The 13,591-nt window shown below is 68.4% G+C and carries 11 protein-coding genes; 4 read left to right on the top strand and 7 right to left on the bottom strand.

Features of this window, described 5'->3' with window-relative positions; all coding sequences use genetic code 11:
* Window positions 1-91: 91 nt before the first annotated feature.
* Window positions 92-1,126 (top strand): MerR family transcriptional regulator, encoded by a 1,035-nt coding sequence (locus tag FHW85_RS12935; protein WP_168648503.1) that lies wholly within the window; start codon window positions 92-94, stop codon window positions 1,124-1,126.
* 47 nt (window positions 1,127-1,173) lie between these two features.
* Here FHW85_RS12935 and FHW85_RS12930 read toward each other — a convergent pair whose 3' ends face one another.
* Both FHW85_RS12930 and FHW85_RS12925 read right to left on the bottom strand, forming a co-directional pair.
* Complete coding sequence (locus FHW85_RS12930; RefSeq protein WP_168648502.1) at window positions 1,174-2,160, bottom strand: malate dehydrogenase; 987 nt, start codon at window positions 2,158-2,160, stop codon at window positions 1,174-1,176.
* 82 nt (window positions 2,161-2,242) lie between these two features.
* Complete coding sequence (locus FHW85_RS12925; protein ID WP_168648501.1) at window positions 2,243-3,442, bottom strand: aminotransferase class I/II-fold pyridoxal phosphate-dependent enzyme; 1,200 nt, start codon at window positions 3,440-3,442, stop codon at window positions 2,243-2,245.
* 247 nt (window positions 3,443-3,689) lie between these two features.
* Here FHW85_RS12925 and FHW85_RS12920 point away from each other — a divergent pair, with 247 nt between their 5' ends.
* Complete coding sequence (locus tag FHW85_RS12920) at window positions 3,690-3,947, top strand: GlsB/YeaQ/YmgE family stress response membrane protein (RefSeq protein WP_167258810.1); 258 nt, start codon at window positions 3,690-3,692, stop codon at window positions 3,945-3,947.
* 61 nt (window positions 3,948-4,008) lie between these two features.
* Here the strand turns inward: FHW85_RS12920 and FHW85_RS12915 are convergent, their stop codons facing one another.
* The 3 genes from FHW85_RS12915 to FHW85_RS12905 form a co-directional block, all read right to left on the bottom strand.
* Window positions 4,009-4,458 carry a YidB family protein gene (locus FHW85_RS12915; RefSeq protein ID WP_167258808.1) on the bottom strand — a complete coding sequence of 150 codons (450 nt, stop codon included), beginning with the start codon at window positions 4,456-4,458 and terminating at the stop codon, window positions 4,009-4,011.
* 164 nt (window positions 4,459-4,622) lie between these two features.
* A complete protein-coding gene (locus tag FHW85_RS12910) occupies window positions 4,623-5,132 on the bottom strand; it encodes a peptidylprolyl isomerase (RefSeq protein ID WP_167258806.1) in 510 nt (169 codons plus the stop codon).
* A 72-nt stretch (window positions 5,133-5,204) separates the two neighbouring features.
* Window positions 5,205-7,040 (bottom strand): 3-hydroxybutyrate oligomer hydrolase family protein, encoded by a 1,836-nt coding sequence (locus FHW85_RS12905; protein WP_168648500.1) that lies wholly within the window; start codon window positions 7,038-7,040, stop codon window positions 5,205-5,207.
* 260 nt (window positions 7,041-7,300) lie between these two features.
* On the opposite strand from FHW85_RS12905, the gene FHW85_RS12900 reads away from it, so the two are divergent.
* On the top strand, window positions 7,301-7,954 hold the full coding sequence (locus tag FHW85_RS12900) for a response regulator transcription factor (RefSeq protein WP_167258802.1): 654 nt from the start codon (window positions 7,301-7,303) through the stop codon (window positions 7,952-7,954).
* Here FHW85_RS12900 and FHW85_RS12895 read toward each other — a convergent pair whose 3' ends face one another.
* Window positions 7,955-11,257 (bottom strand): PAS-domain containing protein, encoded by a 3,303-nt coding sequence (locus FHW85_RS12895; protein ID WP_168648499.1) that lies wholly within the window; start codon window positions 11,255-11,257, stop codon window positions 7,955-7,957.
* A 408-nt stretch (window positions 11,258-11,665) separates the two neighbouring features.
* Between FHW85_RS12895 and FHW85_RS12890 the strand changes: the two genes are divergently transcribed.
* Entirely contained in the window at window positions 11,666-13,297 is a 1,632-nt protein-coding gene (locus FHW85_RS12890) for a recombinase family protein (RefSeq protein ID WP_343203700.1), read from the top strand.
* A gap of 139 nt (window positions 13,298-13,436) precedes the next feature.
* Here FHW85_RS12890 and FHW85_RS12885 read toward each other — a convergent pair whose 3' ends face one another.
* A complete protein-coding gene (locus FHW85_RS12885; RefSeq protein ID WP_167252101.1) occupies window positions 13,437-13,586 on the bottom strand; it encodes a hypothetical protein in 150 nt (49 codons plus the stop codon).
* Window positions 13,587-13,591: the final 5 nt, after the last annotated feature.

Here is a 13,591-nt window from a genome sequence, read left to right as displayed (position 1 = left end):
TTAGCAGAGGCCCGCCGCCACGGCTATCGGAACGCTTGACCCTTACGTAACGTAAGGCCCCAGTGTGCGGCCCGCACCGAAGGAGAACTCCATGCTGCTGACCGTTGGCGAACTTGCGCGGCGTTGCGGGCTTACCGTCCGCACCCTGCACCACTACGACGCCATCGGCCTGCTCAAGCCTTCGGTGCGTTCCGCTGCCGGTTATCGACTCTACGATCGGGCCAATATCGAACGCCTGCACCGTATCCGCGCCCTGCACCAGCTGGGCCTGTCGCTGACCGCCATCGGAGACGCCCTGTCCGGGCCGCAGGCGCCGCTGCCGGAGGTGATCGATCGCCAGATCGCCGCCCTCGACCGCGAGCTGGCCAAGGCCGCGCTGCTGCGCGGGCGGCTGTTGCGGCTGCGCACGCAGCTGGACGCCGGACAGCCCCCCGACCTGGCCGACTGGCTGGACACGCTCGAGACCATGACCATGTACGAAAAATACTTTTCCGCCGACGAACTGAAGACCCTGCCGCTGCATACCGACCCCGACGTGCTGCCCGAATGGAAAGCCTTGGTGATGGCGATACAGGCGGCGATGGACCGCGGCGCCAGCGTGCACGACGCCGACGCGCAGCTGCTGGCATTGCGCTGGATGAACATGATCGGGCGCGGCACCGGCAACAACCCGTCCTTCCTGCTGCGCCTGCTGGCCATCAACGAACAGGAACCGGGCATCCGCGAGCGCAGCGGCATCACGCCGGCGCTGGAGCGCTTCGTGGAACAGGCGCTGGTCGCCGCGCGGCTGGCCATCTTCGCGCGCTACCTGGATGCGCGCGAGATGGAGCGCATGCAGGAAAACTACGGCCGGCAGATGCACGCCTGGCCGGTGCTGATCGCCGAACTGCGCAGCGCGCTGGAAGACGCCCTGCCGCCGGAGCATCCGCACGTGCAGGCCAAGGCGCGGCGGTGGATGGAGCTGTTCCGCGCCTATGCCGGCGACGACCCCGCCACGCATGCGCGCATCCGCGAGGCCTATGCGCAGGAGCCGGACCTGCGCAGCGGCAGCTCGGTGGACGAAGCGCTGCTGGCATACGTGCGCAGCGCCTGGCAATGCGCGCAGCAGGCCAGCCACCAGCAATAAAAAAGGGCGGCCGAGGCCGCCCTTTTCTGCTTCGCTGCCGAAGCGGCTTACTTCTTGGCGAACAGATGCTCGACCGCGGCGCGCTCTTCGCGCAGTTCCTTGTCGGTCGCTTCCATGCGGGCGCGCGAGAAGTCGTTGATCGCCAGGCCCTGCACGATCTCGTACTTGCCGTTCTTCACCGTCACCGGGTAGCCGTAGATCACGCCCGGGGCGATGCCGTACGAGCCGTCCGACGGGATGCCCATCGAGACCCAGTCGCCGTCCACGGTGCCCAGCGCCCAGTCGCGCATGTGGTCGATCGCGGCCGAGGCGGCCGAGGCGGCGGACGAAGCGCCGCGCGCCTTGATGATCGCCGCGCCGCGCTGCTGCACGGTCGGGATGAAGTCGGTCTCGTACCAGTTCTGGTCGACCTGCTCGAGCGCGGCCTTGCCCTTCACCGAAGCCTGGTGCAGGTCCGGGTACTGGGTGGAGCTGTGGTTGCCCCAGATGGTGACCTTCTTGATGTCGGTGGTGTGCGCGCCGGTCTTCTCGGCCAGCTGCGACAGGGCGCGGTTGTGGTCCAGGCGCACCATCGCGGTGAAGCACTTCGGATCGAGGTCCGGGGCGTTCTGCTGGGCGATCAGCGCATTGGTGTTGGCCGGGTTGCCGACCACCAGCACGCGCACGTCGCGCTTGGCGTGGTCGTTCAGGGCCTTGCCCTGCGGGCCGAAGATGGCGCCGTTGGCTTCCAGCAAGTCCTTGCGCTCCATGCCCGGGCCGCGCGGGCGCGCGCCGACCAGCAGGGCGTAGTCCACGTCCTTGAAGGCCACGTTGACGTCGTCGGTGGCGACGATGCCGGCCAGGGTCGGGAAGGCGCAGTCGTTCAGTTCCATCACCACGCCCTGCAGCGACGGCAGCGCCGGGGTGATTTCCAGCAGATGCAGGATCACCGGCTGGTCCTTGCCGAGCATGTCGCCGGCGGCGATGCGGAACAGCAGGGCATAGCCGATCTGGCCGGCAGCGCCGGTAACGGCAACGCGAACGGGGGCTTTCATCACTTGCACTCCTTCATGGTCGGGTGGGCCTTGCCCACCGAATGGTGTTGGCGGGCCCTTACGACCCACCGATACGGATGGATCAGCTCAGCTGCGCGAAGAAGGCCTGGATGCGTTCGAGGCCCGGCTTCAGCTGCGCCGTGGGACAGGTGTAGGAGATGCGCATCGCGCGCGGCTCGCCGAAGGCCGAACCCGGCACGCAGGCCACGCCGGTGGCTTCCAGCAGCACGGCGCAGAACTCCACGTCGTTGGTGATCTTCGTGCCCTGGTAGCTCTTGCCGAAAGCCACCGAGATATCCGGGAACGCATAGAACGCACCCTGCGGACGCGGGCACACCACGCCGGGGATGGCGCTCAGCGCCTCGACCACCACGTCGCGCTTGCCGGCGAATTCCTCGCACTTGGCGCGCGGCACGTCCTGCGGGCCGGCGAAGGCCGCCACGGCCGCGGCGGTGATCACTTCCGGCACGCTGGTGATGTGGTTGGAGTTGAGCGTGGTCACCGCCTTGGCCACCGACTCGGGGCCGGCGATCAGGCCGACGCGCCAGCCCGGCATGCCGTAGGTCTTGGACACCGAGTCGACGAACACCAGGCGGTCGCGCAGCTCCGGGCGCGCGAACACGAAGTTGTTGTAGCCCAACCCATCGAACACCATCGAGTTGTAGATGTCATCGGTGATGATCCAGGTGTCCGGATACTTCGCCAGCACGTCGGCCAGCGCGGCGATTTCCTCGCGCGTGTAGACCATGCCGGTGGGGTTGGACGGGTTGTTGAACAGGAACACCTTCGGCTTGCGCTGCAGCGCGGCCTCGAGCTGCGCCGGCACCAGCTTGTAGTTCTGTTCCGCGCCGCAGTGCAGGACGTTGGCCTTGGCGCCGACGATGTCGGCGATGTCGTGGTAGGTGGTCCAGTACGGCGCGGCGAAGCAGATCTCCTCGCCCTCGTTCAACATCGCCTCGGCCAGGTTGTACAGCACCTGCTTGGCGCCGATGCCGATGGAGAGGTTGCTGCGGCCGTAGCCGCTGAAGCCCAGGGCCTCGATGTGCTGCAGGAAGGCATCCAGCAGCGCGTCGGCGCCGCGGTTGCTGCCGTACTGGCCGGAGTCGTGCTTGAGCGCCTCGCGCGCCGCCTCGTACACGTGCTCGCCCGGCAGGAAATTCGGCACGCCGATGGAGAAGCTGATGATGTCGCGGCCGGCAGCCTTGAGCTGCCTGGCCTTCTCGGCGATGACCATGATCGCGCTGGGCTTGGCGCGGCCGACACGCTGGGCTAGCTGAGGCATGACTTCCTCTGGTTCGGGGGGACGGAGGCAGCAAACTCGCGGATTTTAGCATGCGGCGCTGCCGCATCCGGTGTTGCCGCAAGTCCTTGCCGGCGCAGGAACTACCCGGTGCATTCGTCCACGGGGCGGGGCATGATGCGCACGCTACCGGCCGCTACGGCGCCGCCGGGACCGGGGCAGCGGGCCAACAGGAAGCGCCCGCCAGCGGTACTCAGGGGACGTTGCCAACCATGACGGAGGAACGGGTATGCATTGGCTTTGGGTAATCATCGTCGGTCTGGTCGTCGGCCTGCTCGCCAAGGCCATCATGCCGGGCAAGGACCCGGGCGGCTTCATCATCACGGCCCTGCTGGGCATCGCCGGCTCTTTCATTTCCACCTGGGCGGGCGAGCAGCTCGGCTGGTGGCCGGCATCGGGCTTCATGCACTTCATCGGTTCGATCATCGGCGCCGTGGTGCTGCTGGCGATCTACCACTTCGTGTTCAACCGCAACCGCACGGCCTGAGCATGAAAAAAAGCCGCCGGCGGGTCGCCCCGCCGGCGGCTTTTTCGTATCCGGCCTTGATTTAAGCCTGGGCCTTGTTGCCGCCGAACAGCGAGCCGGCCAGCGAGGCCAGCGAACCCAGGTCGATGCCGCTGCCGCCCTGCGGCACCTGGCCGTCGGGGGTGAGGTGATCCACCGCATGCGGCAGCACCTGCGACAGCTGGCCCAGCAGGTCGCCCGGATTGACGCCGAGCTTGCCGGCCGCCTCCTGCACGATCGAGCCCAGGCCGCCGTTCTGCAGCGCCTGGCCGAGCTGGTCGCCCGATACCGGCTGGTTGGCGCCGGTGCCGACCCACGACTGCGCCGCTTCGCCCAGGCCATGCTGCTGCAGGATGTTCAGCAGCCCCTGCAGGCCGCCGGCCTTGTCGATCAGCTGGCCGGCCACCGAAATCAGCGAGCCGCCCTGCCCCTCCTGGCCGCCCTGCCCCAGCAGACTACCCAGGCCGCCAAGCAGATCATTGAGTGATGCCATGTTTGCTCTCCCTAAGATTGAAGGACCTACCCCGGTAGCGCACGTCTGGCGCGTCCGCCGATTCTACGTAGGCATCGGCTAGCCGCATGTGACGGCACCGTTAACGGACGAAGGCCGCAGTCGTCGCCGACTGCGGCCTTCGTGTGTTCGCAGGAAAGCGAGGCTCAGCCGCGCTGGTCGAGGATCGCGTTCCATTCCTTGACGCGGTCGGCCTGGGCGGCCAGCAGCGCGTCCACGTCGCCTTCGACGGTGGCCTTCTCGATCACGTCGTCCTGGCGGATGGCGTCGACCACCTTCTGGTCTTCGGCGCTGACGATTTCGCCGAACACGCTGTGCTTGCCGTCCAGCCACGGCGTGGCGCCATGGGTGATGAAGAACTGGCTGCCATTGGTGCGCGGACCGGCATTGGCCATCGACAGCACGCCCGGCTTGTCATGGCGCAGGGCCGGATTGAACTCGTCCTCGAACTTGTAGCCCGGGCCGCCGCGGCCGCTGCCCTCGGGGCAGCCGCCCTGGATCATGAAGTCGTTGATGACGCGGTGGAAACTCAGGCCATCGTAGTAACCGCGGCGCACCAGGTTGACGAAGCTGGCCACGGTCACCGGCGTCTTGTCGTCGTGCAGGCGCAGGTGGATGGGGCCGCGATTGGTGGTGAGGGTCACGTTGATGGTCATCGGTATTCCTTGGACTGGCGGAGGTCGGCAAGGATACCCCAGCCGGCCGCCGCTGGCTCGGCGAGGGCCGGCTCAGGGCAGGCCCAGCGCCGCCCGCTCCAGCGCCGCGGCGCCGCGCGGCCGGGCCGCCGGCGGGGCCGGCGCCTGCAGCGGCCACGGCGCGTCCTCGTACAGGTGGCTCCACAGCCGGTCCAGCGCCAGGTAGCCATACGGCAGCAGCGGCACGTGGCGGTCGCCGAAGCCCGGCAGCGGCAGGAAGGCGTCGAAGTGCTGCGCGTACGGCACCTTCCAGTACAGCGGATGCAGGCCGTGCACGCGCAGCCAGTCCACATAGGGCTCGGAGGTAAAGGCAGTGGGCAGCAGGCCGTCCTCGGCGCCGTGCAGCACCCACAGCGGCAGCCCGGGACGCGGCAGCCGCGCCGAGGCGGCGGCGACGCTGGCGTGCAGAGCGGCAACATCGGCGCCGTTGCCGTCCCACAGCGCGCGCAGGCAGCGGATGCCGGGCAATGCGGGATCCGCGGACGCATCGGTGCCGCCGAGCAGTGCGATGCCATTGCCCGGCGGAATGCCGGCGCCATCGGCCCACCACGAGGCACGCACGGCCGGCGTCGCTTCCGCCGTGGTGGCGTAATGGAAACCGCAGGGCACGTCCGCCGCGCCGCGGCGCAGATACGACGACGCATAACCCGCCGCGATCGCGCGCCACAGATCGAACGCCTGCGTGCTCGCCGCGACGTTCAGCGCGGCATCCGTCCAGCCGCCCGCGCGCAGATGCTCATAAGCCTGCGCGGCCTGCGCCTGCGCCGTGGCGCCGCTCACCAGGCCCTGCTCGCGCAGGCTGGCGCAGCGGGCGAGCCAGGCGGCCGGCGGCTTGCCGTCCTTGCCGCGCGCCAGCGGCGTGTTGCCGAAGCGTGCGTCGCTCAGCGCGCAGGGCAGCCACAGCGCGGCGTCGGTGGCGTAGTCGTAGAGCGCGCGGCCATAGCCTTCGACGTGCACGTTCGGTTCCAGCGCCACCACGCCGGCCAGCACGCCTTCCCTGTCGAGACCGGCGGCCTGCAATACCGCGCCGCCGCCGTTGGAAAGGCCGGTGGCGATGATGCGCGTGTTCTGCGGCGTGAACGGCGCCTGGTCCGGATAGGCGCGATCGAGCATGGCCAGGCCGAAGCGCGCGGCCTGCAGCACGTGGCGGCCCCAATCGGCTTCCGGGTTGTCGCCGGAGTGCAGATGCTTGATGGCGACGCCAGCATCGGCGGACGCCTTCGCCGGCTCGAATTCCAGCGGCGCCGCACCGCGCTGCGCGCGCGTGCCGTCGAGCTGCACGCCGGTGTCGTCGGCGTAATCGAAATAGCCCGCGCCCGTGCCCTTGTCGGTGTAAGCCACCGCGCAGCCACGCGGCAGACCCCACGCCCCCGCCAGCGCGATCGCGCCATAGATGCCGCGCGAGCCGGACGAGGCCGTGACCACCAGGCAGCGCTTGTGCGTATCGAAAGCATCCGGTACCTGCAGCAGCACGCGATGCGGCGCATGCGCGCCGGGAATGCGCGCGAAGGCCTGGTACTCGCGGCCCGGCACTCCGGGTACGGCGCCGTAGACACGCCCATAGCCGCCGAGCGGGCCGAGATCGGCGATGCCCTTCCAGCTGTTCTGGATCGCCCGCCGGCGCAGTTCCTGCGGCGTGGGATGCAAGGCATCGGCATACGGCGCGGGCAGGCCCGCCAGGCCGGCCAGGGCCAGCCCCGCGCTCAGCAGGTCGTCGCCGTTGCGGTGCTCGGTGACGCGGACCTCGCCTTCGATGAACTGCGGTGACTGCATGAAACCCTGTCCCGATCGATGAGAGGAAGGCGGCTGCGCCGCGCAAGCGGCGAGCAGCGGCACCAGCAACAGCCAGGAACGATGGAGGATGGTCATCGCGCCACCATAGCAACCGGCGGTTGGCGCGCTATCGTACGAAGGTACAGCGGGGTTTCCTCAGTTCCAAAGTTGGAATCCTTCTCCCTCCGGCGACCCGAAGGTAGTCCCCGTGGGAGAGAAGGTGGCGGCAGCCGGATGAGGGTCCGGCCGGAGCGATGCACCTCACTCTTGCGCTCCGCCCGTACCCTCACCCCAACCCCTCTCCCAAGGGGAGAGGGGCTTTGCGCCGCGCCCTGCGCAAGCTAACGTCACAAGTCATGCCCACCCTCCTGATCGCCGACGACCACCCGCTGTTCCGCACGGCCCTGCGCCAGGCCGTCACCGAAAGCGTCGCCGACTGCCGCATCCACGAAGCCACCGACCTGCCCGGCGCGCTCGCCGCGCTGGCGGCCGAACCGGACACCGACCTGGTGCTGCTCGATCTCAACATGCCCGGCAGCCAGGGACTCTCGGGCCTGGCCGCGCTGCGCGGGCAGCATCCGGGCGTGGCCGTGCTGGTGGTGTCCGCGCACGACGAGGCGCGCACCGTGCGCCGCGTGCTCGACCACGGCGCCGCGGGTTTCATCGCCAAGAGCGCCTCGCCCGCCGATATCGGCGACGCCGTGCGCACCGTGCTCGCCTGCGGCACCTGGCTGCCGCCGGCGCTGGCGCAGGCGGTGGCGGCGCTGCCGGCCGATCCGGCCGATGCGGATCTGGCCGCGCGCCTGGCGCGGCTCACCGAACAGCAATACCGCGTGCTCACCCTGCTCGGCGAAGGCCTGCTCAACAAGCAGATCGCCGACCGCCTGTCGATCCAGGAGCGCACGGTGAAGGCGCACGTCACCGCCATCTTCGAAAAGCTCGGCGTGCGCAACCGCACCCAGGCCAGCGTGCTGCTGAATTCCTTGGCGCTGAGCGAACCGGCGCTGTGATCAGACCATCGCCGTGGCGAGCCGCTGCAGCACCTGCTGCATGGCCAGCGGCTTGAGCGGCTTGTAGAGCACCATCGCGCCGGCGTCGAGAATGCGCTGGCGCAGTTCGCCGTCGCGATCGGCGGTGAGGATCACAGCCGGCACGGCGGGACGTTCGCGGCGCAATGCGCGCAGCACGTCCAGCCCGGTGACGCCGTGGTCGAGGTGATAGTCGAGCACGAACAGATCCGGCGGCCATGGCGCATCCATCGCCTGGCGCGGCTGCGCGGCGACGTGCACCTGCCAGCCCCAGCCCTGCAGCAGCGTGGCCAGCGCGGTGCGCGCGGCGGGTTCGTTGTCCAGCACCACGGCGCGGCCGGCCGCCACGCCTTGCGCGATGTCCGCCGCAGCCGCCGGCGCGGACACCGGCTGCGCACGCGGCACGTCGAGATGGAACACGCTGCCGCGCCCCGGCCACGAGCGCAGGCCCAGCGGATGTTCGAGCAATGCGGCCATGCGCTGCGCGATCGACAAACCCAGGCCCAGCCCCTGCCCGCCCGCGTGGTTCAAGCGGTGAAACGCCTGGAAAATGCGCTCGCGCTCTTCCGGCGCAATGCCCGGCCCCGTATCCCACACTTCCAGCCGCAGGTATTCGCCGTGCCGGCGCAGGCCGAGCAGCACGCGTCCGCGTTCCGAATAGCGCAGCGCGTTCGACAGGAAATTCTGCAGCACCCGGCGCAGCAGCAACGGATCCGAGCGCACCCAGGCCGCGCTGTCCACCACGCCCAGCCGCATGCCGCGATCGAGCGCCATGGCCTGGAATTCCGCCGCCAGCGGCCCGAGCACTTCGCTCAGCGCGAACTCGCGCGGCTGCGCGCGCAGACGGCCGCCTTCGAGGCGCGCGATGTCCAGCAGGCCCGCCAGCAAGCCTTCCGTCGCCGCGAGCGCACCTTGCAGATGGCGCACCGTGGCCGCTTCGCCGCCGCGCTCGGCCAGCGCATGCGCGAACAGTTGCGCGGCATGCAGCGGTTGCATCAGGTCGTGGCTGACGGCGGCGAGGAAGCGGCTTTTCGCGGCGTTCGCGCGCTGCGCCTCGGCGGTGGCATCGGCCAATGCACGCGTGCGTTCTTCCACGCGCAGCTCCAGTGTCTCGTTCGCGCCGCGCAGCGCATCCTCGGCATGGCGGAACGCGGTGACGTCGGTAAAGGTGGCGACGAAGCCGCCGCCCGGCATCGGATTGCCGCGGATCTCCACCACCGTGCCATCGGGAAAACTGCGTTCGGACAGATGCCGCGTGCCGGCGCGCATATGGGTCAGGCGCCGCTGCACGCGCGCTTCGACGTCGCCCGCGCCGATCATGCCCCGCGCCACGTTGTAGCGCGTCAGGTCCGCCACCGGCCGCCCCACCTGCAGCAGTCCGTCGGGATAGCCGAACAGGCTGGCATAGCGGCGGTTCCACGCCACCAGGCGCAGTTCCGCGTCGACCACGCAGATGCCCTGGCTCATGTTTTCCAGCGCCGCTTCCAGCACGCGCTGGTTGAAGCGCAGATCCTGCGCGGCCTCGCCGACGATGGCGGCGACGGTGTCCAGCTCGTCGCGCCGCTGCTGCCGCACCACTTCCAGCAGCAGGCGCGCGGAGGCGGCGCCGATCACCGCGGCCAGCTCGTGCTCCACCTCGGCCACGCGCGCCGCGCTGGCGCTGCCGTGCGACGGTGCGTCTTCGAACAGATGCGCCACACGCTCGGCCGGCAGGAAGCGCGAAGCCAGCGCGTGCAGTTCGGCGACGCCGATGCTGCCCACCGCCGCGGGCTTGCGTGCGCGGCCGAAGCGCGAGCCGGCTACCGCGAATATCACCGCCACGTTGGCGGCCAGACCCGCCGCCACGGCACGCCCGAGGCGGCTCCATTCGCCCAATCCCAGCAAGCCGTCCGGCGCCAGCCAATGCAGACCGTACGGCCAGCCGCTCCACCACGTCGCCGCCGCGGGAAACATCGCCGGCAACAGCACGTAGAACCACACCAGCGTGCCCGCGGCCAGGCCCGCCGCCACCGCGCGCGGCCCCAGCTGCGGCCGGTACACCGCGGCGAGCAGCGCCGGCGCCAATCCCGCCAGCGCCGAAAACGAAATCGCGCCGATATCCGCCAGCACGTCGTTGCGCGCCAGCACGCGGCTGTAGGCCCAGGCCAGCAGGATCACCGCCAGGATCGCCACGCGGCGCTGGTTGATCACCTGCCCGCGCAGATCGCCATGCTCGCCGCGCCCCCAGCCTGCCTGCACGCGCAACGGCGCGATCAGGTGATTGACCACCATCAGGCTCAGCGCCAGCGTCGCCACCACCACCATACTGGTCGCCGCGCTGAGGCCGCCGAGAAAAGCCAGCAGCGCAAGGCCGTGCTGGCCGCGCGCCATCGGCAAGGCCAGCACATAGAGATCGGACGGCACGCCGCTGGGCGCCAGCCAGGCATCGCCCAGCCGCGCCAGCGGCAGGATCGGCAGCGCGATCAGCAGCATGTACAGCGGGAACAGCCAGCGCGCGGTGCGCAGGTGCGCGCCGTCACGGCATTCCACCACGCCGGCATGGAACTGATGCGGCAAGGTGAACATGGCCAGCGCGCCGAGCAGGATCATGGCCGGAAAACCCGCGCTGTCGTGCGGCGGCGGCGCGGCTGCCGCCACACCCGCCGGCGGCAGCGCGAACAGCAAGCTGCCCAGCGCCAGCATCGCCGCCAGCTTGAACAGCGATTCGAACGCCATCGCCAGCACCAGTCCGCGGTTGTGCGCCATGGTGGAGGCGCGGCGGGTGCCGAACAGCATGGCGAACAAGGCCATCAGCAGCGCGACGTAGAGCGCGCTGTCCTGCCACGGCGGCGACTCGGCCACCTGGCCGCGGCCGAGCATGGCGAAACTCATCGCCACCGCTTTCAGCTGCAAGGCGATATACGGAACGATGCCGATCAGCACTACCACGGTCACCAGCGCGGCAAGGCCGGAATGGCGGCCGAGGCGCACCGCGATCAGGTCGGCCAGCGAACCGGCGTTGTAATCGCGCGCCAGCTGCACCAGCCGCCGCAGCACGGCGATGCCGAACAGGTACATCAGGATGGCGCCGACGAAGGTCGGCGGCAGCCACCAGCCGGAGCGGCTGGCCTGGGTGACGGTGCCGTAGAAGGTCCATGAGGTGCAGTGGATCGCCAGCGACAGGGCGTAGACGATGGACCAGCGTTTTTCGAAGAGTGCGGGGCGGCGTTCGCCGAGCAGCGCGACGCCGAAGAGCAGGCCGAGCCAGATCAGGGCGGCGGTGGCGATGATGGTGGGGGTCAGCATGGACGCGGCTTGCCCGACCGTTCCCGCAAGCCCCGCCCCTCACCCCAACCCTCTCCCCGGCGGGGAGAGGGGGATGTCGGGCGAGGCGAAAATCCAGCGAAGAGCACGCGGCGCAGCCGCGGCGTTCCGCTTGCGCGCTTTTGCTCTTGATCTACCGGGTCCCCTTGGCGCCGGCGGTGAGGGCTGGACGAAAAGGCCCCCGCAGGGGGGCGAGGACAGGAGTCCTCGCCTTTTTGATCAGGGCATGGATGCCCTGTCAAAAAGCCCGGCCAGCCCTCACGGACCCTCAGCAGCGCAGCTGCTGAGGGCGCCAAGCAGGGTGCCCTTTCTTCTTGGTTACTTCTTCTTTGGGCAACCAAATGATATCCAATATAGACTTCATAACTTGCTCAAGGATCGATGCTTCACGTGGACGCAAACATCAAGGTTTATAGCTATTTACGCTTCAGTGACGCTCGACAGTCCACCGGCGGTAGTGCCGATCGCCAGACCGAGTATGCGGCCAACTGGGCCAAGCGCCAGCAGCTACAGCTCGATGATTCGCTCTCCCTCCGCGACGAAGGATTGAGCGCCTACCACCAGCGTCATGTAAAGCAAGGCGCCTTGGGCACCTTCCTCCGTGCCGTGGACGAGGGCCGCATTGGCGCCGGGTCCGTGCTGGTCGTGGAGGGCCTGGATCGCTTGAGCCGTGCCGAACCGCTCCAGGCCCAGGCACAGCTCGCCCAGATCATCAATGCCGGTATCACGGTGGTGACCGCCAGCGATGACCGGGAATACAACCGGGAGGGACTCAAAGCCAACCCCATGGAGCTGGTCTACAGCCTGCTGGTGATGATCCGGGCGTATGAGGAAAGCGATACCAAGAGCAAGCGGGTCAAGGCGGCCATTCGTCGTCAGTGCGAGCAGTGGGTGGCCGGCGCCTATCGCGGTCGCATCCGCAATGGCCAGGATCCCCAATGGCTCACCTGGCAGTCGGGTAGCTGGCAGCTCATCCCGGAACGGGTCGACGCTGTCCGGATGGCCATCGACTTGTTCCGGGCCGGGCATGGGGCGGTGGCCATTGTCGATCGTCTCAATGCTGCGGGACTCTCCGTCTCGGACAAAGGGACCCGGGCGACGCACCTGTATAAGGTGTTTCGCCTACCCGCCCTGCGAGGTACGAAGACCCTGTCGGTCGATGGCGTCGAGTACGCGCTGTCCGACTACTACCCAGCCATCCTGAGTCCGGAAGCCTTCGACGAACTGCAAGGCCAGATCCGGCAGCCTGGTCGGCGCAAGGGTAAAGGCGAACTGCCGGGCATCATTACTGGGCTACGCCTCACCCAGTGCGGGTATTGCGGGTCGGCCATGGTGGCCCAGAACCTCATGAGCCGGAAAAAGGACGACGACGGCCGGGTCCATGACACCTATCGCCGCCTGTCTTGCGGCTCCGGGCAGGCTTATCGTCGTTGTTCGGTGGGTGGCAGCACGAGCATCGCACCGATCGAACGGGCGCTGCTGGAGTTCTGTTCGGACCAGATCAACCTGGATGCCCTATTGGATCGCGGCTCCGTCGATCCGCCAGCTCGTCAGAAGCTCACCGCCGCCAAAGCACGCGTCGCCGACATGGAGACGCAACTCAAGCGCTTGACCGATGCTTTGATGCAGGATGACGGTGCAGCGCCGGCGATCATCCTTCGCAAGGTCCGCGAACTGGAGGATGAAGGGGAGCGCCTGCGGCAGGAGATGGCCGAGGCCGACGCGGAATGGGCGGCTGTGTCTCGAAAGGCACCGACGACCGCCGATGCTTGGCGTGAACTGGTGATCGGCGTGAAGAGCCAGGATTACGATGCACGGCTGAAAGCACGGCAACTCGTGGCCGATACCTTTGCTCGCATCGTGGTGTATCGCGTGGGTGTCGAGCCCGGCGAGGCTGCCAACTCTGCGCTAGACCTGGTCCTCATACCGCATGGCGGTCACCCTCGTGCGCTAAGCATTCACCGCAAGACAGGGCAATGGCTGGGCGCGGAAGAGGTAAGTACCCAAGCGTTAGGCTACTGATCTGCATAGTCGCTACGTCACGAAACGCAGTCGACTCGAAGTCAGGTGCACGTGTAGATGGTCACCGTGGGTATCATGATCCTCATCAGTAAGGCGGCCATTGTCATGATCAGCGGTCGCCTTGCCGTGCCAGTGAACATCAATAATAAGCCATGCCATCTTCAGCAGCTGCTTTCGGTCCGCTGATCACAGAAACCCGGCCCTCGCGATCAACTTCATCAGTGCACGCAGGCGGAAAGCCGAATACGTCCGGCCCATCTGCCCAGGCATCTATGGAGACGATCGACATGACGG

The sequence above is a fragment of the Dyella sp. SG609 genome (assembly GCF_012275375.1).
Taxonomy (GTDB): Bacteria; Pseudomonadota; Gammaproteobacteria; order Xanthomonadales; family Rhodanobacteraceae; genus Dyella_D; species Dyella_D marensis.
The sequence above is the reverse complement of the archived record's forward strand: the minus strand, read 5'-3'. Positions and strand labels throughout refer to the sequence as shown.

Coding starts and splice junctions, on each gene's coding strand:
- FHW85_RS12935 (WP_168648503.1), top strand. CDS start 92: ATGCTGCTGACCGTTGGCGAACTTGCGCGGCGTTGCGGGCTTACCGTC.
- FHW85_RS12930 (WP_168648502.1), bottom strand. CDS start 2,160: ATGAAAGCCCCCGTTCGCGTTGCCGTTACCGGCGCTGCCGGCCAGATC.
- FHW85_RS12925 (WP_168648501.1), bottom strand. CDS start 3,442: ATGCCTCAGCTAGCCCAGCGTGTCGGCCGCGCCAAGCCCAGCGCGATC.
- FHW85_RS12920 (WP_167258810.1), top strand. CDS start 3,690: ATGCATTGGCTTTGGGTAATCATCGTCGGTCTGGTCGTCGGCCTGCTC.
- FHW85_RS12915 (WP_167258808.1), bottom strand. CDS start 4,458: ATGGCATCACTCAATGATCTGCTTGGCGGCCTGGGTAGTCTGCTGGGG.
- FHW85_RS12910 (WP_167258806.1), bottom strand. CDS start 5,132: ATGACCATCAACGTGACCCTCACCACCAATCGCGGCCCCATCCACCTG.
- FHW85_RS12905 (WP_168648500.1), bottom strand. CDS start 7,040: ATGACCATCCTCCATCGTTCCTGGCTGTTGCTGGTGCCGCTGCTCGCC.
- FHW85_RS12900 (WP_167258802.1), top strand. CDS start 7,301: ATGCCCACCCTCCTGATCGCCGACGACCACCCGCTGTTCCGCACGGCC.
- FHW85_RS12895 (WP_168648499.1), bottom strand. CDS start 11,257: ATGCTGACCCCCACCATCATCGCCACCGCCGCCCTGATCTGGCTCGGC.
- FHW85_RS12885 (WP_167252101.1), bottom strand. CDS start 13,586: ATGTCGATCGTCTCCATAGATGCCTGGGCAGATGGGCCGGACGTATTC.